The sequence below is a fragment of the Amycolatopsis acidicola genome, from assembly GCF_007713735.2.
Taxonomy (GTDB): Bacteria; Actinomycetota; Actinomycetes; order Mycobacteriales; family Pseudonocardiaceae; genus Amycolatopsis_E; species Amycolatopsis_E acidicola.
Window position 1 is genome coordinate 23,393 of sequence record NZ_VMNW02000077.1, and the last position, 22,401, is coordinate 45,793.

Sequence of the window (22,401 nt, forward strand, 5' to 3'; positions counted from 1 at the left end):
GGTTTCGGGCGTCCGGACCACGTGAGGAACGCCGCGTGGGGCGGCGCGGGGTTCCGGCCCTCCGTAGACTGGCCGGACGGTCTGCGGATCTACGGGATGAGGTGGAGAGTTGACTTTGCTGGAGTCCGTGCACGGGCCTGCCGACCTCAAGCGCATGGATCAGGGCCAGCTCGAGCAGCTGGCGGGGGAGATCCGGGACTTCCTGATCGACCGGGTGCGCCGCTCCGGCGGGCATCTGGGCCCCAACCTCGGCGTGGTGGAGCTGACGATGGCGCTGCACCGCGTCTTCGACTCCCCGCGGGACGCGATCGTCTTCGACGTCGGGCACCAGAGCTACGTGCACAAGATCGTCACCGGCAGGCAGGACGGGTTCGATCTGCTGCGCCAGACCGGCGGGGTCGCGGGCTACCCGATCCGAGCCGAGAGCGAGCACGACTTCGTGGAGAACAGCCACGCCTCCACCGCGCTGTCCTATGTGGACGGTCTGTCGAAGGCGTTCGAGCTGGCGGGAGGCGGCAGGCACACCGTGGCCGTGGTCGGTGACGGCGCGCTCACCGGCGGCATGTGCTGGGAGGCGCTGAACAACATCGCCGCCGAGCCCGGCCGCCCCGTGGTGATCGTGGTCAACGACAACGGCCGCTCCTACTCGCCGACCATCGGCGGGTTCGCCGACCACCTTTCCTCGCTGCGGCTGCAGCCGGGTTACGAGCGGATGCTCGACGGCGGGCGCGAGCTGCTGATGCACACGCCGGTCGTGGGCAAGCCGATCTATGCCGCGTTGCACGCCGCGAAGGCGGGCATCAAGGACGCGCTGAGCCCGCAGATGATGTTCTCCGACCTGGGGATCAAGTACCTCGGCCCGGTCGACGGGCACGACCTCGTGGCGCTGGAGAAGGCGCTGCACGCGGCGAAGGCCTTCGGGGGCCCGGTGATCGTGCACGCGGTCACCGAGAAGGGCCACGGCTACCCGCCGGCGGTCAACCACGAGGCCGACCAGATGCACCAGACCGACCCGATCGACCCGGAGACCGGCAAGCCGAAGCCCAAGGGCCGCAGCTGGACCTCGGTGTTCGCGAGCGAATTGGCGAGTATCGGCGCGGAGCGGGAGGACATCGTCGCGATCACCGCGGCGATGCTGCGCTCCACCGGGCTGCACGAGTTCGCCGAGCGGTTCCCCGAGCGCTGGTTCGACGTCGGGATCGCCGAGCAGCACGCGGTCACGTCGGCCGCGGGCCTGGCCATGGGCGGGATGCACCCGGTCGTCGCGGTGTACTCCACGTTCCTGAACCGCGCCTTCGACCAGCTGCTGATGGACGTGGCGCTGCACCGGCAGCCGGTCACCCTGGTGCTCGACAGGGCCGGGATCACGGGCCCGGACGGGCCGAGCCACCACGGCATGTGGGACCTGTCGCTGCTGGGGCTGGTGCCGGGCATGAAGGTCGCCGCCCCGCGTGACGCCGCGACGTTGTGCGAAGAACTGCGCGAGGCGGTCGCGGTGTCCGACGGGCCGACTGCGCTGCGGTTCTCCAAGGGCAGCGTGCCGGACTCGATCCCGGCCGTGGAACGCACCGGCGTGGTGGACGTGCTGCGCAAGCCGGCTGAGGGCGGCGACGTGCTGCTGGTCGCGGTCGGCGCGTTCGCGCAGCTCGGGCTGGCGGCCGCGGAAAGGCTGGCGGACCAGGGAATCGCGGTCACGGTCGTCGATCCGCGCTGGGTGGTGCCGGTGCCGGCGGAGCTGGTCGAACTGGCGCAGCAGCACCGGCTTGTCGTGACGGTCGAGGACAGTGGGCGCCACGGCGGGTTCGGTTCCGCGCTGGCCGCCGTGCTGCGGGACGCGGAATGCGACGTGCCGCTGCGGGATCTCGCTGTCCCGCAACAGTTCCACGAACTCGGCTCGCGGGACGAGGTGCTCGCCAGGGTCGGCTTGACCGCGCAGGACGTGGCCCGCCGGGTGACCGGGTGGGCGTCGAACCTCCTGCTGGAGGCCCAGACGGAAGCGGCGGACTCGCCGGGGAAATAATCATGGCGTGACCGATGCGGTGCTCGACAGTCTGCGCGCGGCGGTGGAGTCGGCGCCGTTCGATGTCCCCTTGCGGCTCCATCTCGCCGGTTTGCTGGTCGAGCGGGGGTTGCGTGCGGAGGCGATCAGGCACGTGGCGAGCGCGCTCGCGCTCGAACCGGACAACGCCGACGCCGCGGAGCTGATGGCCCGCGCGCCCGAACCGGAGCGGAAACCCGCGAACGTGATCCCGCTGCGGTTCGTCGAGGACGAGCGGGCCGCGGTGCCCGACGACTACGCGGGCGGGGATCTCGCGCTCGAGATCGAGCGGTCCGAGGTGTCGCTGGCCGATGTCGGCGGGATGACCGAAGTCAAAAAACGGCTCAACGCGGCATTTCTCGCACCGATGCGCAATCCGGAACTGCGGGCGATGTACGGCAAGAGCATGCGCGGGGGCCTGTTGCTCTACGGCCCGCCCGGCTGTGGCAAGACCTTCCTCGCCAAGGCGGTGGCGGGCGAACTGGGCGCGCGGTTCCTGTCGGTAGGGCTCAACGACGTACTGGACATGTGGCTCGGCAACTCCGAGCGCAACCTGCACGAGGTGTTCGTCCGTGCCCGCGCGCACGCGCCCTGCGTGCTCTTCGTCGACGAACTCGACGGGATCGGGCAGAAGCGGTCACGCCTGACGACCAGTGCCGGCCGCAACGTGGTGAACCAGCTTCTGGCCGAACTGGACGGCGTCGCCAGCTCGAACGAGGGTCTGTTCGTGCTGGCCGCGACGAACGCGCCGTGGGACGTGGACCTCGCGCTGCGCCGGCCCGGCCGGTTCGATCGCACGGTGCTGGTGCTGCCGCCGGACGAGCCAGCCCGGCAGGCGATCCTGGAACTGAACCTGCGGGACCGGCCGGTCGAAGGCGTCAACCTCAAGGCGCTGGCCCGGCAGACCGACGGCTTCTCCGGCGCGGATCTGGCGCACGTCTGCGAAACCGCGGCGGAACAGGCGCTGCTGGAATCGGTGGACAGCGGGCAGCCGCGGCCCATCGGGATGGCGGAGTTGAGCACCGCGGTGCGCCAGGTCCGGCCGTCCACGGCCGGCTGGTTCGCCACCGCGAAGAACGTGGCGCTGTACGGAAACACGGACGGTACCTATGACGATCTGCTGGCATACCTCAAGAAACGCAGGCTGCTGTGAAGCGTGTCCAAGCACTGATGGACCTCCGGCGCTGGGACGAGGCACGCGCCGAGCTCGCGTCGATCATCGGCGGTGAACCGGGGAACGGGCAGCTGTGGCTGGTGATGTCGAGCCTGGAGCTGCTGGCCGGGGACCCGGTCCGCGCGCTGGAAGCGGCCGACCGAGCGATCGGGCTCGGTGTGGTGACCGCGCATTCCTTGCTGCTGCGGGCTTCCGCGTTGTCCGCGGCGAGCCGGGACGCCGAAGCGCTGGACGCGACGCGGCAGGCACTCGCGCTCGCCCCGGACAACGTGGACGCGCACGTGAGGATGGCGCGCCTGCTCGCTCGTCGGCGAAACCACAGCGCTGAGGCCGAAAAGCACGCGCGGCGGGCTCTCGAGCTGGCTCCGGACAACGCGTCGGCTCACCTGGCGCTGGGGCTCGCCTACGTCAGCGCGGGCGGGAAAGCGTCGGCGCGGCGAGCTCGTGAGCCATTGGCCGTCGCGGCGAGCCTCGCGCCGGACGACCCGGATGTGCTGAGCACGATGGCGTCGGTCGACCTGCGGCTGGGCAAGGCCGGCCGGGCTGTCCGGCGGTTCGCGTCGGTGCTGCGGAATGTCCCCGGCCACGCGACTTCCTTGTACAACCTGCCGATCGCGGTGTGGGCGTACCTGGTGCGCTCCAGGTTCGTGGTGCTGGGGCTCGGGCTCGCGGCGTTGCTCGGCTCCGCCTTCGGGGCGGTGGCGGAGGGTTCCGCGGCAGTCGTGGTGACGCACGTGGTGGCGACGGCCGTGCTGGCCGGTCTGGCCTGGCTGCTGCTGATCAGGCGCACGGTGCGGATCTTCCCGCCCGGGATGCGCACCGCCGCGGTCACTGTGCTGGGTCGCGACCGCCTTTCCCGGCCGATTGTGCTCGGCGTGGCCTGGGCCGTGTGCTGCTGGCTGGCGCTGACCGCCGTGCCGTGGCCCCGGCTGGCCTTTTACTTACTGGTGGCGGGAAATCTCGGGTACGCGCTCGGCCTGCTGGTGGCCCGCCGACGGCTGGCCGCGCTCAGCAGGCACGCGGACGAGGTCCGTCGCGCGGCGTGGGCCGTTGTGGTGACAGGGAAAAACCCAGGGTGACGCTCTCGGGGGGTGAAGCGTCACCCTGGGCCGGCCCCCGCCGCCCTTACTCGACGACCGAAATGTCGCCGTCGTCGAAGTGGATCGTCTGGCGCAGGCGGCCACCGAGCGCCATCGCGTAGTGCGCGAGGGCTTCCCGTTCCGCGATGGACCCCCTTTCGATTTCGTAGACGTGACTTTGCGAAACGCCCATCTTCTCGGCGAGGTGGTGCTGGGTCAGGCCGCGGCTGCGCCGGATTTCGGCCAGCCGGTGCCCGCGCACCGCGTCGAGCAGCTCCTCCGTGCCCGCCGGCGGGAGAGTGTCCTTCCAGCGTCCGGACATCGCGGTCTCCTTTCCGGGTTCAGCCACCGACGGTGAGCCATTCCTCTTCGGAGAAGACCGCGTCTTCCAGTGACGGCAGGGCTTCGGTGTCCATCGGGGCAGGCACCGGCTCCGGGATCGGGAGGCGCCGTTCGAGCTCGGCCGTCCAGTGCAGCATCGCGCGGGGCCGGTCCCAGCCGCAGGCGCCGATCAGCTGCCCGCCGCGCACGAACCCGGTGACCCCGTCGGCCAGCTGCACGGTGTCTTCGCCGAGCGCGGGCATTCCGGCCATCTGCAGCCGGTGCTCGTAGATGCTCGACCACGCCCGCGGCAGCGGGGTGAACGGTTTCGCGAGCCGCCGCCCGACCATCAGGTTCTCGGCGGCCGCGCGCGCGGACTCCACGGCGTTGAGCCAATGCTCCACCCGCCTCGGTGTTTCGTCGAAGCGCAGATTCGGCCATTTCGCCACGTCACCGGCGACGACGACGTCCTCGCCGCCGACGGCGAACAGCGTGGACTCGCACAGCACGCCGTCGTCGAGCGTCAGCCCGGAGCCACGCAGCCAGTCCGTCGCCGGCACGCTGCCGATGGCGAGCACCACGCAGCTGGCGACGACGAGCTTGTTGTTGGTCAGGTGCAGGCCGAACGCCTCCTTGGTGCTGATCCAGTGCCGCACCTCGGAGTTCATCGCCAGCCCGGCGCGGTGCTTGCGGTGCGTTTCCGCCACCGCCTCCGAAACCCGCGGCCCGAACCGGTAGAGCGGCGCCTTCGCGTGCCCGACGAGCGTCACGTCGCGGCCGAGCGTGCGCATGCTCGCGGCGAACTCGCAGCCGATCAGCCCGCTGCCGATCACCACCGCGGGTTTGCTGCTCTTCACCAGCGCCCGGCGCAACGAGATCGCGTCCTCGACCGTGCGCAGCACGCGCACCCTCGGGTCGTGCCGCGGCGAGCCGGGCAGGTGGCGCGGCACCACGCCGGTCGCGATGATCAGCCCGTCGTACCAGAGTTCCTCCTTGCCGGGCAGGTGCACGACGCGCTGGTCGGTGTCCAGGTGGGTCGCCCTGGTGCCGAGCCGCCAATGCGCGTCGAGCTCGGTGTAGGACTTGAGCTCCACGTCGAGCGCGCGGACCTGGCCGGTCACCAGCTGTTTGGACACCATCGGCCGGTGGTAGGGGCGGCGGCGCTCGTCGCCGACGATGATGATCTCGCCGTCGAACTTCAGCTCGCGCAAGCGTTCCGCGGCGCGCAGCCCGGCGACCCCGCCGCCGACGATGACGATCCTGTCCCCGTCACTCATCGGCGCTCACCTCCGAGAGACCGCGCAGCATGATCGCCTGCATCGGGCACGAGCGGGCGGCCGCGGCGGCCTGGGCGAAATCGGTTTCGGTCAGCTGACGGCGGTAGCGGAGCCTGCCGTCACGGTCGAGCTGGAACAGCCGGGGTGCTTCCCAGACGCAGATTCCGTAGACCTCGCAGCGATCGTTGTCCACGCTGACGCGCGGACCTCGCAGACGGTTGAGTGTTTTCATACCAGTTCCTCGACAAGGCCGATTCGTTCGAGCACACGGGAGGGGAGGAAACGCAGGACGGACAGGGTCAGCGTCGGCACCAGCAGGGTGAGCCCGGCCAGCCACAGCACCGCGAGGTGCCCGTTGGCGATCGCCCCGAAGAACGAGTGGATCGCCAGGATCGGGATGGCCAGATACGCCAGCCGGTGCAGCCAAAGCCACCGCCGGTAGGCGATGAACCGGTGCATGCCCGCGGTGAGCGCGATGGCGATCATCAGCTCCAGCCCGATGATGCCGAGGCTGTGCCTTGCCAGCCCGCTGGGCAGGAACGGCACGGTCAGCCTGGCGACGGAGAACGCGCCGACCGACAGGAAGTAGAACGCGCCGGCGTGCACGATGCCGAACGCCAGTGTCAGCGTGGCGAGCACCATGTGCCCGCCACGCAAGGCTTTCCGGCCGGTGATGTTGCGGACCCAGCCCGTCGCGGTCAGCACGCCCCAGCAGAGCGTGAGGCACATGAACACGTACGCGATGCGGGCCGAGATCTGCGCGACGCCGCGCAGGCCGGTGTCGGCGGACTGCTGTGCCAGCGGCGTGAGGGCGACGGTCAGCACCGTGACCGCCTCCCGGAAAGCGCTTTCTGGCTAACGGGCCGGTACGTCTTCCGGCTCGAGGTCAGCGGCATCGTGGTCTCCTGATCGAGTTCTTCTTCTCGCGGAATTGCGGATCAGCCACAGCAGGAGCAGCGTCGCCCCGCACAGCAGCGCCCCGAGTACGACGGTGGTGACGATGCCCATCGCGGACATGTCCAGCGCCGAGGACGCGGAGGTGGCGGCGGTGGTGTTCACCGTGGGCTGGGGGAGTTTGGTGTAGTCGACGAGCCCGGTGCTCTCCAGCAACGTGATGTGCCGCAGCACCACCTGGTTCGCGGTGTCGGCGAACGCGCGCATCTCGTCGTTGCGGGTGCCTGCGCGCACGCCGGCGATCACGCTGAAGATGACGCCGTGCGCCGCGCGCAGCCGGTTGGCGAACACCCGCTCGAACTCCGAGGAGGTCGGCGCCGCGCGTTCTTCGGCCAGCCAGCTCTGCTGGTCGGCGTTCGGCTGGTCGGGCAGGGCCACGTTGTACTTCGCGGCCAGGTCCCGCACCGCGACGTCGAGCCTGCCGTGGTCGACCATCAGCGTCATCCCGACCTGCCGCACGAGCGGGTTGTCCGCGCGGCTGCGGGCCAGATCGCCCGAAGGCATCTCCCACAGCCCGGCCTGGCGCACCCGGACCAGCAGGTCCTGGTCCGCCGCGGTCAGCGTCGCGGTCTGTGCCGAGGCGAGCGCGGGTGCCAGCATTTGGCTCAGCACCAGCAAGATCGTCAGCAGCAGGACCCGGGCGGCCCGGTCACAGCCCGAACGCATCGGACTGCCCCGGGTCGGCCTTGGCCAGAACCTTGCCGCCGGCCGGGGTGATCGGGTACCAGGTTCCGCCGACACCCTGCCCCGCGGTTTCGCCGGGCATCTCGTCCTTGGCGTACCGGTAGAGCGGCCAGCCGGAAAGTGTGGCCTGGTCGGTGCCGTCGGCCCTGGTCAGCGAGCCGACCTTGGTCTTGTCGATGCCCTCCAGCAGCTGGGTCGCCGCCGCGGGCACCGGCTTCCACAGCTGCGCGCAGGTTCCCTCGCACGCGGATTTCGGGGGTTTGGTGCCGTCGCGGTCATAGCGGTAGACGGTGTATCCCTGCCCGTCCACCACGATCTGGCCGAGATCGAAGGCGCGCACCGCGTTCAGCGCGGGCTGCACCTGGTCCATCGGCATCGAGGCGGCGGAGGTGGCGGAGCCGGAAGAAGAATAGGTACCCGACATGTCACAACCTGTGCAGGCCGCGACTACCGAGAATCCCGCCGCGCACAGCGGGATCATGGACCGGGGTTTCCGAGACATCGTGAATCCTTCCCTGTCGGGGGCCAGGGCGTGTGCCATTGCGGGAATAGTCCCTGCAAGAGGGCGTGTTTGACCCACTGTGGACAGAACTGTCCATAATGGATTTGAGGCGTTGTCGGGGGTCAACGCCGTGCGGGGCCTTCGCCGGGGGATACGGCGGGCGGTTGTCGCCGGTTCAATGATTTTTTGTGGTTTTTTGGTACTGGACTCACAACCGGTTCGCGGCCAGGATATCCGCCGTGGGACGCCACAGCAGAACGCTGCGAGCCGTCGTCGAGCCGGAGCCCGATGACGGCCATGACGATCTGGCCGCCGCTCTCTACCAGGAGTTCGGCAGGCCACTACTGGCGTTCGTGCTGACCCTCACGGCAGGTGACCGGTTGTGGGCCGAGGATGTGGTTCAGGAGACCCTGATCCGCGCGTGGCGCAACGCCGACAAACTCGACCGCGAACCGGAAATGCTGCGCGCGTGGCTCTACACCGTCGCCCGCCGGATTGTCATCGACGGCTGGCGCAGCAGGCAGGCGCGCCCGCAGGAGGTCGAAGAGGCGGCGCCGGATTCGGTCGGCGTGCCCGACGAATCCGACCGCACGCTCGCCGCCATGGTGGTTTACGAAGCACTGGGCAACCTTTCGCCTGAGCAAAGAGAAGCCGTTCTCCAGACGTACATCCGTGACCGAACCGTGAACGAGGTCGCGGCGACGCTGGGGATTCCTCCCGGTACGGTCAAGTCCCGCATCTACCACGCGGTACGCGCGCTACGGCGGGCCTTACGAGATCGGGGGTGACGTGAGGTGGGAGGGGCCGCGCACACCGATATCGCCGCCTACGTTCTCGGCGTCCTCGACGAGGCCGAGAACGCGGTCTTCGAGGCGCATCTGCTCGACTGCCCGCACTGCCAGCTCGATCTGCTGGAGATGTACGAACTTCCCGAGATACTGGCGGAAGTGCGTAAATACTGGCCGGATCCGCCGATCCCGCAGCCGCGCGCGCTGGGTGGGCTGCTCGACGAAGTGGCACTCGCGCGCCGCAGGCGCAAGACGATACTGAGGATCGGTTCCGCGGCTGCCGGGTTGCTCATCGTGGCCGGGCCGCTGGTGACCGTGGCCCTCGACTCGGATGACGATTCCTACGCCGAGTCCGCGCCCGTCGCCGCCAGCGCGCCCGCGTCGACGGCGCCCAGCACCAGTCTTTTCGACGGCGGTGAGTCCGGAAAGGGCTTACAGGCCCAGGTGATCGTGCAGCAGACGACGTGGGGCTCGGCGATCCAGCTCGTGCTGAACGGTGTTTCCGGCCCGCAGCGGTGCCAGCTGGTCGCCGTGCCATGGGCTGGTCCCGAGGTGACGGTGGCGGGCTGGACGGTGCCCCAGGGAACCACCGCGGAAATGCTGCCGTTGCGCGTCTCCGGCGGCACCGGGCTCGCCCCGGCCGACATCTCGCGCTTCGAAATCCGCGACGACGGCGGAACGGTGCTCGCCAGCATTCCCCGCTGACCAGCTTCTATCTCGGCCAGATCACGCGCAGATCGCGTTTTGAACTACGTGGGCGTTATCTCCGTATTACCCAGTGACGGGCCTCGGGGGCCTTCTCCGTCACCAACCCATCCGTAGCTGTTGCCCCCGCGGCCGTTCTTTCCGCCGGACGCGGGGCGAGAAAACCCAACGAGGTGAGTAATGGCCCGCACAGAAGGCCGGCACCGCATCACCCGGAGAACGAAGATCGCCACGGCCCTTTCCGGGTTCGCGCTCGCGGCCGGTGGCGTGGTTTTCGCGACGACCGCGACCGACACCGGCAGCGCCAGTGCCGACGCCGTGGACAAGTCGTTCTTCGTCGACATCACCACGGTCGCGCCGAACGTGAACACCCCCGCGAACCAGCGGAACGGCTCCACCGGCACGTTCACCGTGAACTGTGGCAAGAACGAGGAACAGCATTTCAACCCGGACAACTTCATCGCGCAGCCCGGGATCCACAACGGTGCCCAGCATCTGCACGACTACGTCGGCAACCTGACCACGAACGCCGACTCCACCAACGAAAGCCTGCTGGCCGGCGGGACCACCTGCAAGAACGGCGACCAGTCCGCCTACTTCTGGCCTGTCGTGCGGATCGACCGCGGCGACGAGGAAGAGACCAACGCCGCCCAGTCGCCGGAAGAAACCCAGGTGACCGCGGAACGCGCGCAGGCGCAGGCGACCACGCAGACCGCGCAGGTGAGCTGTCCGGACGTCGCCAGCCAGATCGACGACATGAGCGACGCCGCGGCGGCCACCGTCGAGACCGAGTTGAAGGCGATGGACCAGCAAGTCACCGACGCGCAGGCGCAGCTGGCCACCGCGACCGACGCCGCCGCGCAGGATCAGGTGGCGCGCACGCTGAGCGACAAGCGGCGCGGCAGCATCGACCGGATCAACCGGGCCACCGGGCAGCGGATCGGGCACGGCCGTGACCTTTCCGGCTGCGGGGTGAAGAACCGCGGGCGGCACCGGGGCGGCAAGAACACCTCGTCCAGCCCCGCCGCGACGACCACCACCACGGCCGCGGAAACCACGACGGACACGACCACCTCCGACCCGACCACGACCACGACCACGACCACGACGGACACGAGCAGCGAGGACACCACCACAACGGACACCACCACGACCGACACCACCACGACGGACACCACGACGACGGAGGAGCCGACGACCGACTCCTCGACCTCCTCGGCGGCCGCCACCACGACCACATCGGAGCTCCCCGGCCCGGACGAGAACAACGAACTTTCTGGCAATGACGGGGAAATCCAGCAACCCGCCACGGTTTCGCTCACGTTCCGCGGCAGCCCGGTGACGCGTGTGCGCGCCATGCCGCAGTTCCTGCGTGTGCTTTCCGGCGACGCGAAGGAAGGCGCCAACGGCCCGACGAACGCCCGCGCCGCCTGGACGTGCACCGGCTTCGAGGACCGGCTGATCGACAAGTACCCGATCTGCCCCGAGGGCAGCCAGGTGGAGCGCATCCACGACTTCCCGAGCTGCTGGGACGGGCAGAACATCGACAGCGCCAACCACCGCACGCACATCGTGTTCCCCGACTCGAGCGGCCGCTGCGGCAACGGTTTCGTCGCCGTCCCGCAACTGCGCGTCACGCTGACCTACGACATCCCCCATGACGTCCAGGTCGCCGGACAGTACAAAGTGGACTCTTTCCCCGAGGAACACCACAACCCGTTGTCGGACCACGACGACTTCGCCAACGTCATGTCGCAGTGCATCATGTGGCGCCTCGTGACCTGTGTGAACGGAGGCCGCACCTGTAAGGAATGACCGGCCGTGCCGGCTCCCCGTGGTCCGTCCGGACGCGGGGAACCGGCCGTTCGGCCGTGTGGTGTCCCGGACAGGGGCGCGGAGAATTCGGTCGGAAACGACTGAACCGGGCCCGTGCGGGACACGTGTGCTGGGTGCCGGCCGCCCGGATCGTGGCGGCCGCCCCAGCCGAAGAAGGAGACTCCCCATGTCCGCGCGTCTCATCGTGTCGGCGAGCGCCGCCGTCCTCGGTCTCGGCCTGCTCGGCGCCTGCACCTCCGGCGCCACCGGTACCCCGGCTCCGGCCACCACCTCGCCGAACCCGGTGGTGATCCAGAAGCAGGCGGCGTCGTCGCAGGGCACGGTGAAACTGACCGCGGCCGTGGTCGGCGACCTCGGCCAGGTGCTCACCGAGCAGAACGGGATGACGCTGTACCGGTTCGACAAGGACACCGGCAACCCGTCGAAGTCCACTTGCGACGGTGCGTGCGCCACGACTTGGCCGCCGTTGCTCGCCACGGGTTCGGTGGACGTGCAGGGCGTGGACGCTGACCTCGTGAGCACAGTGACCCGCTCCGACGGCACCCAGCAGGTCACCGTCGCCGGCTGGCCGGTTTACCGCTACGCCAAGGACACCCAGGCCGGGCAGGCGAACGGCCAGGGCGTCGGCGGCACCTGGGCCGCGGTCACCCCCACCGGCGCGAAGGCCGCCGCGCCCGCGCCCGTCAACGACACCGAGATCCGAACGACCACGATTCCCGGGCTGGACACGGTACTCACCGACCAGAACGGGATGACGCTCTACCTGTTCACCAAGGACAGCAAGAAACCTTCGAAGTCCACTTGCGACGGTGCCTGCGCCACGACGTGGCCGCCGCTGCTCGCGGTCGGCGAGGTCCGGATCAACGGCGTCGACCCGAAGCTGGTCGGCAAGGTGACCCGAGCTGACGGCTCCGAGCAGGTCACGGTCGGCGGCTGGCCGATGTACCGCTACAGCAAGGACACCGCGCCCGGGCAGGCGAACGGGCACGCCGTCGGCGGCACCTGGTTCGAGGTCGAACCCGCCGGCTGCAAGGTCGCCGAGGGCAAGAAACCCACCGCCGCCGGTACCGGCGGCTACTGACCCACCGACGAAGGAGTGACCGGATGCCGGCTCCCTGGGCCCGCAAACGAGCGGCGGTCGCCGACGAGGCACTGATCCGATCGCTCTACGAGGAGCACGGGCGGGCGCTGCTCGCCTACGCGACGAGGCTGACGAACGACAGGGCCGCCGCCGAGGACGTGGTGCAGGAGACCCTGGTCCGGGCATGGCGGCATCCGGACGCGCTCGTCAACGGCAAGGGTTCGGTCCGCGGCTGGCTGCTGACGGTGACCCGCAACATCATCACCGACCGGTACCGCGCGAAGGCCGCCCGGCCGGCCGAGGTCGCCGAAACCCCGGCAGTCACGGCGGTGCAGGCCGATCACGCCGACACGGTCGTCAATTCCATGGTCGTACTCGACGCGCTGGAACAGCTGTCCCCGGAACACCGGGACGTGCTGACCGAGATCTACTTCCGCGGCCGCAGCGTCGCGGAAGCGGCGCAGACACTCGGCGTGCCGCCCGGCACGGTGAAGTCGAGGTCGTACTACGCGCTGCGCGCGATGCGGCAGACTTTCGGCGGAAGCCGGCAGGTCGCGATCCCGGAGGTGACCGGATGACCGCCCCCCACGATTCGGCGTCGCTCGGTGCCTACGTGCTCGGAGCATTGGACCGGCAGGAGATGCGTGCGATGGAGCAGCACCTGGCTTCGTGCCGGCGCTGCCAGGCCGAGCTGGCGGAGTTGCGGATGACTCGCGCCGCGCTGGACGAGCTGCCACCCGAGGCGATGCTGGACGGGCCCCCGGAAGGCGGGGACCTGGTGCTGCAGCGCACTTTGCGGCAGATCCGGCAGGAGACACAGGACCGGGCCACGCGGCGCCGGACGGTGCTCGGCGTGGCCGCCGCGGCGGTGGCGATCGCGTTCGTCGGCGGCGGGGTGATCGTGGGCCGTACCACCGCGCCCGAGAACGTCGTGGCCGAACAGGCGCCGGCGGGCACGAGGACGGCATCGGCCACCGACGCCTCGACGGGCGCGAAGATGACCGTCTCCGTGCAGCCCGCCGCGGGCTGGGTGCGGCTGGACGCGTCGGTGGCCGGGATCCCCAAGGGGGAGAAGTGCCGCATCTTCGTGGTCGCGCGCGACGGCAGCCGGGAGGAGGCCGGGAGCTGGCTCGTGTCGGAGGCGGGCGAGCGCGACGGCACCAAGCTCGAAGGCGCCGCGCTGGTGGCCCCCGCCGAGGTCCAGGCCGTCGAGGTCGAGAACTTCGCCGGGAAGAAGTTCGTTTCGGTGAACGTCTGAAACTCTCATAAGGTGGTTCTCAGGATCGTGTGGCACGGTGGTTGACGTGCGGATTCTGGTAGTCGAGGACGAAGAACCACTCGCCGACGCGATCGCGCGCGGGCTGCGCCGGGAAGGCATGGCCGTGGACATCGCGCTCAACGGCGACGACGGGCACGAGAAGGCGAGCATCACCCGCTACGACGTGGTGCTGCTCGACCGTGACCTGCCCGGCATGTCCGGTGACGACCTGTGCAAGGAGATCGTCGCCTCCGGCGAGCTGACCAGGGTCCTGATGCTGACCGCGAGCGGCACGGTGTCCGACCGCGTGGAGGGGCTCTCCCTCGGCGCGGACGACTACCTGTCCAAGCCGTTCGCCTTCCCCGAGCTGGTCGCCCGTGTGCGCGCGCTCGGCCGCCGGGCCACTCCGGCCGCGCCGCCGCTGCTCATCGCGGGTGACGTCGAGCTCGATCCGGCCCGGCGCACCGTGCGCCGCGCCGGCGGGCCCGTCGAGCTCACCCGCAAGGAGTTCGGCGTGCTGGAGGTGCTGCTGTCGGCGAAGGGCGCCGTGGTCAGCAGCGAGGAGCTGCTCGAGCGGGTGTGGGACGAGAACGCCGACCCCTTCACCACCACGGTGCGGGTCACGGTGATGACCCTGCGCAAGAAGCTGGGCGAGCCTGGGATCATCGAGACCGTGGTGGGATCGGGATACCGGGTACGCGACGCCGGTACCAAGACGGAGTGAGGCCGGGCGCGCTGCGTCCCAGCAGCCTGCGCGCGCGCATCACCCTGCTCTCGACCGGCCTCGCCGCCGGCGTGAGCCTGGTGCTGCTGTGGCTGGCGTGGGTGCTGGTCGGCGACGCGGTGGCGGCCGTCCCGCAGATGCCGCCGGGCACCCTGGTGCGGGTGGACGGCATCGACGTGGACGCCTCCGCGCTCGCCGCCCACATGCGCGAGCACGCGCGCGACAAGGTGCTGCTGTTCGGGTCCATCGCGTTCTGCTGCGTGGTCCTCGCCACCGCGATCCTCGCCTGGACGTTCACCTCGCGCGTACTGCGGCCGCTGCGCGAGGTCACCAGCACGGCGCAGCGGCTGTCGATCGAGTCGATCGGCGAGCGCATCGGTGAGGTTGACACCAAGGGCGAGCTGGCGGAGCTGGCGTACACCTTCGACGCGATGCTGGACAGGCTGCAGGAGGCTTTCGAGGCGCAGCGCCATTTCGTCGCCAACGCCAGCCACGAACTGCGCACTCCGCTGTCCGTGATCCGCACCGAGCTCGACGTCACGCTGTCGGATCCCGACGCCGACGCGGCCGAACTCCGTCGCATGGGCAATGTGGTCCGGGACGCGACGGAGCGCGCGGGCCAGCTCGTGGGCTCGCTGCTGCTGCTGGCCCGCACCGACGGAGCGGGCCTGGCGGTGCGCGAGCCGACGGATCTGGAGCAGCTCGTCTCCCGCGCCTGGCGCGCCGTGCGCGGGGAGGCCGACCAGCGCGGTATCCACGCGACGTTCCACACCGAATCCGCGCCCGTGCAAGGAGATCCGGCGCTGCTGGAACGGATCGCGGGCAACCTCCTGGAAAACGCCGTGCGGCACAACGTGGAGCGGGGCTGGATCGAGGTCGTGACGCAGGCGGGCCAGCGGCGGCAGATGCTGCGTGTGCGATCTTCGGGCGGTCTGGTCGATCCGCAGACGGTGGCCGAGTTGTTCGAACCATTCCGGCGCGCGGGGGTCGCGCGCACCGCGAAGACCGGTGCCGGGCTCGGGCTTTCGATCGTGCGCGCCGCGGTGGAAGCGCACGACGGAGCGGTCACCGCGGAGCCGGTGGTCGGTGGAGGACTGTCGGTCACGGTGCTGCTCCCGGTGGGGACTTAGGGCTCTTTTCCGCGTCAGACAAGGGCTTTCGTCCTTTTGGTGGTGCCAGGGGCGAACCGCACGGGTGGACTGTCGTGCGCATCCGCTGGAGGAGGAGCGATGAAACGACACGTCCAAGAGACCTATTACGTCGTCAACGAAGGGGAACTGGGGTTCGGCAAGGACGGGAAGCCCGCGCGCTGGTGGCCCTCGGCCACCGCGGAGCCGCGGCGCTTCCGGTTCTCGCGGCTGGGGGACAAGGGGCCGCAGGCTACCAACGCGTTGCTGCAGGAACTGGCCAGAGCCATGACGGCGCGCACCGATTCGCCGGACGGGCAGGTCCCCGCCGGGTTCACCTACCTCGGCCAGTTCGTCGACCACGACCTGACCCTCGACCGCACCGCGGTGGCGCTCGGCGAGGACGTCACGGTGGACGAACTGGTGCAGGGCCGGTCGCCGGCGCTGGACCTGGACGCGCTCTACGGCCGCGGTCCGGAGGCGGACAAGCGGTTCTACGCGCCGGACGGGATCAAGCTCAAGATCGGCACCACCGTCGCGATCGCCGGTGACGCCGGGACCAACGTCAACCGCACCGGGTTCGACCTGCCGCGCGTGGGCACCGGGCCGAACAAACGCGCCGAACGGCAGGCGCTGATCCCGGACGGGCGCAACGACGAAAACCTTGCCGTGGCACAGACTCACGTCGCGTTCATCAACTTCCACAACCGCGTGGTGGACCGGCTCATCGCCCAGTCCGTGCCGAGCGCGTTCCTGTTCGAGCGGGCGCGCGGCGAGGTCGTCCGGCACTACCAGTGGATGCTGCGCGAGGACTTCCTGCCGCGCATCGTCAACCCGGTGATCGTGTCCGACGTGTTCGCCAACGGGCGCAAGTTCTTCGACCCCGACGTGCACGCGGGCCCGGCGACGATGCCCATCGAGTTCTCCGTCGCCTCCTATCGGCTGGGGCACAGCATGGTGCGCGACACGTACTCGTGGAACCGGATCTTCGAACCGGGCGGGATCACCCCGGCGACGTTGTTCCTGCTGTTCACCTTCACCGGCACGGCCGGCATCCTGACCGCCACGAACAACCTCGCCGACCTCGAGAACCCGAACGCGGGCACCAACCTGCGGCTGCCCACGAACTGGATCGTGGACTGGCGGCGGCTGCACGACTTCCAGCCCTCGGGCCAGCAGGACCTCGTCGGCCCCGGGCTGAACCTGGCCCGCCGGATCGACACCCTGCTCGCCGGCGGCCTCGGCGATCTGCCGGCGGGCACTTTCGGCGGCACCGAACAGGGCCTGGCGCTCGACGACATGCAGCGGAACCTGGCCTTCCGCAACCTGGCGCGCGCGAACATGGTCGAACTGGCCACCGGGCAGCAGATGGCGAAGTTCCTCGGTGTCACGCCGCTCACCCGCGACGAGCTGATCACCGGCAACGGCGGGGCGGACCTGTCGCGGCTGGACTCCGCGCTGGTGGAGGAGCTGGTCTCGGACACGCCGCTGTGGTTCTACATCCTGCGCGAGGCCGAACTGCAGGACGGGCACCTGAACGGCGTCGGCGGCCGGATCGTGGCGGAGGTGTTCCACCGCGCGATGGAGGCGGGCTACTACTCGATCCTGCGTGAGCCCGAATGGCGGCCGACGCTGGGTGAGCGTGAGGGCAGTTTCACGATGATGGACCTGCTGCTCGTGGCGGCGGACGGCAAGGTCGAAAACCTCAACCCCCTCGGCGACAAGCCGTGAGCTAGAAAGGCGGTTATCGTGCGGGAATGGTTCCTGCTCTCCGCCTGAACAACGACGTCGAAATACCCAGCCTCGGCCTCGGGGTGTACAAGATCCCGGACGACGAGGTCGAACAGGTGGTGCACACCGCTGTCGAGGCTGGGTACCGCAGCATCGACACCGCCACGCTGTACCGCAACGAGCGCGGCGTCGGCGCCGCCGTGCGCTCGAGCGGGCTGCCGCGCGAGGAACTGTTCGTCACCACCAAGCTGTGGAACACCGAGCACGGGTACGAAAAAGCACTGCGCGCGTTCGACGCCAGCCTGGGGAAGCTCGGGCTCGACTACGTGGACCTGTACCTGATCCACTGGCCGGAACCGGACCAGGACCTGTACGTGGAGACCTGGCGGGCGCTGGAGAAGATCGCTTCGGACGGGCGGGCCAGGGCGATCGGCGTGTCCAACTTCGGCACGGCCGAACTCGAGCGGCTGATCAAGGAGTCCGACGTGGTGCCCGCCGTCAACCAGGTGGAACTGCACCCGGCGAGGCAGCAGGCCGCGCTGCGCGCCTTCGACACCGAACACGGCATCGTCACCGAATCCTGGAGCCCGCTGGCCCGCGGCAGGCAGCTCTCGCACGAGATCATCACCACGATCGCCGGCAAGCACAACAAGTCGCCCGCGCAGGTCGTACTGCGCTGGCACCTCGAGATGGGCCTCGTGGCGATCCCGAAGTCCGTGTCTCCCAAGCGGATCAGGGAGAACATCGACATCTTCGACTTCGAGCTCGACCCCCAGGACATCGCCGCCATAGCGACACTGGAGCACGGCTAGGTTCTGTTTTGTAAGCGGCGGAGCCGGTTGCGGTGGGCCGTCACAGGTTCCCTACCCGCACCGCCACGCAAACCACATCTGAACACTCCCTAACCCTCGAAGACGAGGGCGGCCGCCACCGCGGGGATCAGCACGAGAGCGGTGGCGGCCAGCCAGTAACGTCCGCGAGGGGCGCCGAGTTTGGGGCGCAGCCAGGCGTTCGGGCCCGCGACGCAGACGGCGAGCACCGCCCAGAGCGGGATCGTGATCATCAGCGCGGGCGTGACCCCGTCGTCCCCGGCGCGGTCCCGCAGCGCCCAGCCGAGCGCGATCGCGATCTCGTGCCCGAGCAGGCCCGCGAACAGCACGGGGTAGTAGGCGAGCACGCTCAACGCGAGGTTCAGCACGGCCCAGCAGGCCCATCGCCAGCGCATGCCCGGTGCCACCCCCGAATCATGCCGGGGGCGGCACCGGGTCCGTCACGCGGGGACCGAAGCCACCCCGGGAGCCAGGAACGGCTTCCCGTTGACCTTCGCCGAAATGCCCTCGCGGTCGAGGTACGGCGTGATACCACCGAGCCAGAACGGCCAGCCCGCACCGAGGATCAGGCACAGGTCGATGTCCTGCGCCTCGGCGACCACACCTTCGTCGAGCATGATCCGGATCTCCTCGGCGATCGCGGCGAGCGCGCGCTCACGCACCTCTTCCGCCGTCGAGACCTTGTCGCCCTGCTGCCACAGCTCGGCGACCTCCGGGTCCACCTGCTGGTTGCCGGCGGAGTCCCACTGCCACACCCCGGTCTTGCCCGCGTCGACGAACCGCTTGAGGTTGTCGCTCACGCGGAACCGGCCGGGGAAGGCGCCGTGCAGCGTCTCGCCGACGTGCAGCGCGATCGCCGGGCCGACCAGCTGCGTCAGCACCAGCGGCGACATCGGCAGGCCCAGCGGGTCCAGCGCGTGATCGGCCACATCGAACGGGGTGCCCTCGTCGATCGCGGTCAGCACCTCGCCGAGGAACCGCAGCAGCAGCCTGTTCACCACGAACGCGGGCGCGTCCTTGACCAGCACGCTGGACTTCTTCAGCTGCTTGCCCACGGCGAACGCGGTGGCCAGCGAAGCGTCGTCCGTGCGCTCGCCGCGCACGATCTCCAGCAGCGGCAGCACGGCGACCGGGTTGAAGAAGTGGAACCCGACCACGCGCTCCGGGTGCCGCAGCTTCGCCGCCATTTCGCTGACCGACAGCGAGGACGTGTTCGTCGCGAGGATCGCTTCGGGCGAGACGTACTGCTCCAGCTCCCCGAACACCTGCTGCTTGACGCCCATCTCCTCGAACACGGCCTCGATCACGAAGTCCGCGTCGGCGAAGGCCGCCTTGTCCAGCGAGCCGGAGACGAGTGCCTTCAGCCGGTTCGCCTCGTCCGGCGAAATCCGCTTCTTGCCCAGCAGCTTGTCGATCTCACCGTGCACATAGGACACACCCTTGTCGATGCGCGCCTGGTCCACGTCGGTGAGCACCACCGGCACCTTGAGCCGCCGCACGAACAACAGCGCCAGCTGCGAGGCCATCAGCCCCGCGCCCACCACGCCGACCTTGTTCACCTTGCGTGCCAACGACTTGTCCGGCGCGCCGGCCGGACGCTTGGCGCGCCTGTTGACCAGGTTGAACGAGTACAGCCCGGCGCGCAGCGTGTCGCTCATCAGCAGTTCGGCGAGGCCGTCGGTCTCCGCCGCGAAGCCGGAGTCGAGGTCGTTGTCCTTCGCCAGCGCCAGCAGCTCCACGGCCTTGGTCGCGCCGGGCGACGCGCCGTGCGTCTTGCCGTCCACAATGGACTTCGCGCGGGCGATCGCGTTGTCCCAGCCCGCGCCGCGGTCGATCTCGGGGCGTGCCGGGGTGAGCTCGCCGTTGACGACCTTCGCCAGCCACAGCAGCGACTGCTCCAGGTAGTCGGCCGAGTCGAACACCTCGTCCACGATGCCCAGCTTCGCGGCCTTGGCCACGTTCAGCATCTTGTTCTGGTTCAAGGCGTTCTCGATGATCACCGTGACCGCGGCGTCCGGCCCGATCAGGTTCGGCAGCAGCTGCGTGCCGCCCCAGCCGGGGAACAGGCCGAGGAACACCTCGGGGAACGCGATCGCCGCGGTGTTTTCCGACAGCGTGCGGTAGTGGCAGGACAGCGCCAGCTCGAGCCCGCCGCCCATCACCGCGCCGTTGACGAAGGCGAAGGTGGGGATCTTGGAGTCGAGCAGCCGGCGGAACACGGTGTGCCCGGTCTCCGCGATTTCCCTTGCCAGCGCCGGATCCGACACCGCCTCGACGCCGGAGAGGTCGGCCCCGACGGCGAAGACGAACGGCTTGCCGGTGACCGCGATGGCGGCCGGGTCCGCCGCGAACGCCTCGTCGATCGCGGCGTTCAGGCTGACCAGCCCCTGCGGCCCGAAGGTGGACGGGCGGGTGTGGTCGTGCCCGTTGTCGAGCGTGATCAGGGCGACCTGCTTGTCCAGGCCGGGTACGTTCACCAGCCGGGTGACCGCGGTGGTCACTACCTCGTCTCCGAACGCGGCTTTCGCTTGCTCGGCGGTGAAAGTCACTTGTCACTCCCGTCGTAGGCCGGGTTCTCCCAGAGCACGGAGCCGCCCATGCCGATCCCGATGCACATCGTGGTGAGGCCGTAGCGGACCTCGGGGTGTTCGGCGAACTGGCGTGAGAGCTGGGTCATCAGCCGGACGCCGGACGAGGCCAGCGGATGGCCGCAGGCGATCGCGCCGCCCCACGGGTTCACGCGCTCGTCGGTGGCGTCGAGGCCGAAGTGATCGAGGAAGGCGAGCACCTGCACGGCGAACGCCTCGTTGATCTCGAACAGCCCGATGTCCGAAATGGACAGACCGGTGCGGGCGAGCAGCTTTTCGGTGGCAGGCACCGGGCCGATGCCCATCACCTCGGGCTCGACCCCGGCGAACGAGTAGCCGACCAGCCGCATCCCGACCGGCAGGCCCAGCTCGCGGGCGGTGTCCTCGTCCGCGAGGATCGCGCCGGTGGCCCCGTCGTTCAGGCCCGCCGCGTTGCCTGCGGTGACCCGGCCGTGCGGGCGGAAGGGCGTCTTGAGTCCGGCCAGCTGCTCGACGGTGGTGCCGGGGCGCGGCGGCTCGTCCTCGGTGGCCAGGCCCCAGCCCAACTCGGCGTTGCGGATGGCGACGGGCACCAGCTCGGGCCCGATCTTGCCTGCCTTCACCGCGTCCGCGTAGCGTTCCTGGCTCTGCGCCGCGTATTCGTCGGTGCGCTGCTTGGTGATCTCGGGGAAGCGGTCGTGCACGTTCTCGGCGGTCTGGCCCATCACGAGTGCCGTCGGGTCGACGAGCTTGTCGGCCACGATGCGCGGGTTCGGGTCGACGCCCTCGCCCATCGGATGGCGGCCCATGTGCTCGACGCCGCCCGCGATCGCGATGTCGTAGGCGCCGAACCCGATGCCGCCGGCGATCGACGTGACCGCCGTCATCGCGCCCGCGCACATCCTGTCGATCGCGAAGCCCGGTACGGACTTCGGCAGCCCGGCCAGCAGCGCGGCCGTGCGGCCGATCGTCAGGCCCTGGTCGCCGGTCTGGGTCGTGGCGGCGATCGCCACGTCGTCCACCCGCTCCGGTGGCAGCTCGGGGTGACGGCGCATCAGTTCGCGGATCACCTTGACCACCAGGTCATCGGCGCGGGTGCCGGCGTAGATGCCCTTGTCGCCCACCTTGCCGAACGGGGTGCGAACCCCTTCGACGAAGGCCACGTTGCGCACCGCGCGGGGCGTGGACGCCGCCATGGGTGTTGCGGCCACGGTGTCTCCTCACGGGAAATTTCGGGGGTTGTACTCCCGCACCATAGCCCTTGTTACCCGTCGGTAACCAGTCAGCTCCCCCTGTCGAGTGCGTCACTCCGGAACAGTTCACTCCAGGGGCCGGTGATGGTTTGTGCACAGGGTGGAAGGGGGTTGGCGGATGGTGCGCGCGACGCACGGCGAACCCGCTCTGCACGGCGAAGCCCGCTCTGCACGGCGAAGCCCGCTCCGCAGAGCGAAGCCGCTCCGCACAGCGAAGCCGCGAAGCGCTCGCGGCGATCCCGGCCCGCGAAGCAGCGAAGCGGATGCCACGATCCCGCCCGCGAAGCGCCTTCGCACCCCCAGCTAGCGAAGCCGAAGCCCCGAAGCCACTCCCCACTCAACCTGCGTGAAGCAGCGAAGGGCCCGAAGCGCTCCTCGCCGGCGAAGCGCCTACGCAGCTCACCCCAGCGAAAGCCGCCGCCCGGCGGCGCAGCCCACCGCAGCAAAGGCCCGCCCCAGCGAAGCCGCCGCC

General features: G+C 69.7%; 22 protein-coding genes. 13 read left to right on the forward strand and 9 right to left on the reverse strand.

Going from position 1 to position 22,401, the window contains the following annotated elements; translation table 11 throughout:
• Positions 1-109 precede the first annotated feature (109 nt).
• The 3 genes from dxs to FPZ12_RS34780 are packed head-to-tail and all read left to right on the forward strand — an operon-like array spanning position 110 to position 4,291.
• Positions 110-2,020: a 1-deoxy-D-xylulose-5-phosphate synthase gene (gene dxs / locus FPZ12_RS34770; RefSeq protein WP_144757043.1), complete on the forward strand. Its 1,911-nt coding sequence runs from the start codon at positions 110-112 to the stop codon at positions 2,018-2,020.
• A gap of 7 nt (positions 2,021-2,027) precedes the next feature.
• Positions 2,028-3,191, forward strand: coding sequence for an ATP-binding protein (locus tag FPZ12_RS34775; RefSeq protein WP_144757045.1), 1,164 nt, complete (start codon positions 2,028-2,030; stop codon positions 3,189-3,191).
• On the forward strand, positions 3,188-4,291 hold the full coding sequence (locus FPZ12_RS34780) for a tetratricopeptide repeat protein (RefSeq protein WP_144757047.1): 1,104 nt from the start codon (positions 3,188-3,190) through the stop codon (positions 4,289-4,291). Before FPZ12_RS34775 ends, FPZ12_RS34780 begins: the two co-directional genes overlap by 4 nt.
• Before the next feature lie 46 nt (positions 4,292-4,337).
• Here the strand turns inward: FPZ12_RS34780 and FPZ12_RS34785 are convergent, their stop codons facing one another.
• The 6 genes from FPZ12_RS34785 to FPZ12_RS34810 are packed head-to-tail and all read right to left on the reverse strand — an operon-like array spanning position 4,338 to position 7,951.
• On the reverse strand, positions 4,338-4,613 hold the full coding sequence (locus FPZ12_RS34785; RefSeq protein ID WP_144757049.1) for a helix-turn-helix domain-containing protein: 276 nt from the start codon (positions 4,611-4,613) through the stop codon (positions 4,338-4,340).
• A 19-nt stretch (positions 4,614-4,632) separates the two neighbouring features.
• Positions 4,633-5,889 carry an NAD(P)/FAD-dependent oxidoreductase gene (locus FPZ12_RS34790; RefSeq protein WP_144757051.1) on the reverse strand — a complete coding sequence of 419 codons (1,257 nt, stop codon included), beginning with the start codon at positions 5,887-5,889 and terminating at the stop codon, positions 4,633-4,635.
• Positions 5,882-6,121: a ferredoxin gene (locus tag FPZ12_RS34795; RefSeq protein ID WP_144757053.1), complete on the reverse strand. Its 240-nt coding sequence runs from the start codon at positions 6,119-6,121 to the stop codon at positions 5,882-5,884. The genes FPZ12_RS34790 and FPZ12_RS34795 overlap by 8 nt, the downstream gene beginning before the upstream one ends.
• Positions 6,118-6,714 (reverse strand): ferric reductase-like transmembrane domain-containing protein, encoded by a 597-nt coding sequence (locus FPZ12_RS34800; RefSeq protein WP_144757055.1) that lies wholly within the window; start codon positions 6,712-6,714, stop codon positions 6,118-6,120. The genes FPZ12_RS34795 and FPZ12_RS34800 overlap by 4 nt, the downstream gene beginning before the upstream one ends.
• 30 nt (positions 6,715-6,744) lie before the next feature.
• Positions 6,745-7,509 carry a DUF4142 domain-containing protein gene (locus tag FPZ12_RS34805; protein WP_243770194.1) on the reverse strand — a complete coding sequence of 255 codons (765 nt, stop codon included), beginning with the start codon at positions 7,507-7,509 and terminating at the stop codon, positions 6,745-6,747.
• Entirely contained in the window at positions 7,493-7,951 is a 459-nt protein-coding gene (locus FPZ12_RS34810; protein WP_144757057.1) for a hypothetical protein, read from the reverse strand. The genes FPZ12_RS34805 and FPZ12_RS34810 overlap by 17 nt, the downstream gene beginning before the upstream one ends.
• Positions 7,952-8,268: 317 nt before the next feature.
• Here FPZ12_RS34810 and FPZ12_RS34815 point away from each other — a divergent pair, with 317 nt between their 5' ends.
• The 10 genes from FPZ12_RS34815 (at position 8,269) to FPZ12_RS34860 (ending at position 18,091) form a co-directional block, all read left to right on the forward strand.
• Complete coding sequence (locus FPZ12_RS34815) at positions 8,269-8,817, forward strand: sigma-70 family RNA polymerase sigma factor (RefSeq protein WP_144757059.1); 549 nt, start codon at positions 8,269-8,271, stop codon at positions 8,815-8,817.
• Between the two features lie 6 nt (positions 8,818-8,823).
• Positions 8,824-9,522, forward strand: a complete 699-nt coding sequence (locus tag FPZ12_RS34820) for an anti-sigma factor family protein (RefSeq protein WP_144757061.1) — start codon at positions 8,824-8,826, stop codon at positions 9,520-9,522.
• A gap of 180 nt (positions 9,523-9,702) precedes the next feature.
• Positions 9,703-11,337, forward strand: a complete 1,635-nt coding sequence (locus tag FPZ12_RS46710; protein WP_243770195.1) for a DUF1996 domain-containing protein — start codon at positions 9,703-9,705, stop codon at positions 11,335-11,337.
• Positions 11,338-11,524: 187 nt separating this feature from the next.
• The gene (locus tag FPZ12_RS34830) at positions 11,525-12,439 is read left to right on the forward strand and encodes an SCO0930 family lipoprotein (protein WP_144757063.1); all 915 of its coding nucleotides are present in this window, start codon (positions 11,525-11,527) and stop codon (positions 12,437-12,439) included.
• A gap of 23 nt (positions 12,440-12,462) precedes the next feature.
• Positions 12,463-13,017, forward strand: coding sequence for a sigma-70 family RNA polymerase sigma factor (locus FPZ12_RS34835; RefSeq protein WP_144757065.1), 555 nt, complete (start codon positions 12,463-12,465; stop codon positions 13,015-13,017).
• Positions 13,014-13,697 carry an anti-sigma factor gene (locus FPZ12_RS34840; protein WP_144757067.1) on the forward strand — a complete coding sequence of 228 codons (684 nt, stop codon included), beginning with the start codon at positions 13,014-13,016 and terminating at the stop codon, positions 13,695-13,697. Before FPZ12_RS34835 ends, FPZ12_RS34840 begins: the two co-directional genes overlap by 4 nt.
• A 46-nt stretch (positions 13,698-13,743) precedes the next feature.
• On the forward strand, positions 13,744-14,421 hold the full coding sequence (locus FPZ12_RS34845) for a response regulator transcription factor (RefSeq protein WP_166463006.1): 678 nt from the start codon (positions 13,744-13,746) through the stop codon (positions 14,419-14,421).
• On the forward strand, positions 14,418-15,551 hold the full coding sequence (locus tag FPZ12_RS34850) for a sensor histidine kinase (protein WP_243770196.1): 1,134 nt from the start codon (positions 14,418-14,420) through the stop codon (positions 15,549-15,551). Before FPZ12_RS34845 ends, FPZ12_RS34850 begins: the two co-directional genes overlap by 4 nt.
• Positions 15,552-15,650: 99 nt before the next feature.
• A complete protein-coding gene (locus FPZ12_RS34855) occupies positions 15,651-17,279 on the forward strand; it encodes a peroxidase family protein (RefSeq protein WP_144757069.1) in 1,629 nt (542 codons plus the stop codon).
• Positions 17,280-17,305: 26 nt separating this feature from the next.
• Positions 17,306-18,091: an aldo/keto reductase gene (locus FPZ12_RS34860; protein ID WP_144757071.1), complete on the forward strand. Its 786-nt coding sequence runs from the start codon at positions 17,306-17,308 to the stop codon at positions 18,089-18,091.
• 89 nt (positions 18,092-18,180) lie between these two features.
• Here FPZ12_RS34860 and FPZ12_RS34865 read toward each other — a convergent pair whose 3' ends face one another.
• The 3 genes from FPZ12_RS34865 to FPZ12_RS34875 are packed head-to-tail and all read right to left on the reverse strand — an operon-like array spanning position 18,181 to position 21,848.
• Positions 18,181-18,504: a hypothetical protein gene (locus FPZ12_RS34865; protein WP_144757073.1), complete on the reverse strand. Its 324-nt coding sequence runs from the start codon at positions 18,502-18,504 to the stop codon at positions 18,181-18,183.
• Positions 18,505-18,549: 45 nt separating this feature from the next.
• Positions 18,550-20,658 carry a 3-hydroxyacyl-CoA dehydrogenase NAD-binding domain-containing protein gene (locus FPZ12_RS34870; protein ID WP_144757074.1) on the reverse strand — a complete coding sequence of 703 codons (2,109 nt, stop codon included), beginning with the start codon at positions 20,656-20,658 and terminating at the stop codon, positions 18,550-18,552.
• Positions 20,655-21,848, reverse strand: coding sequence for a thiolase family protein (locus tag FPZ12_RS34875; protein WP_144757084.1), 1,194 nt, complete (start codon positions 21,846-21,848; stop codon positions 20,655-20,657). Before FPZ12_RS34875 ends, FPZ12_RS34870 begins: the two co-directional genes overlap by 4 nt.
• Positions 21,849-22,401: the final 553 nt, after the last annotated feature.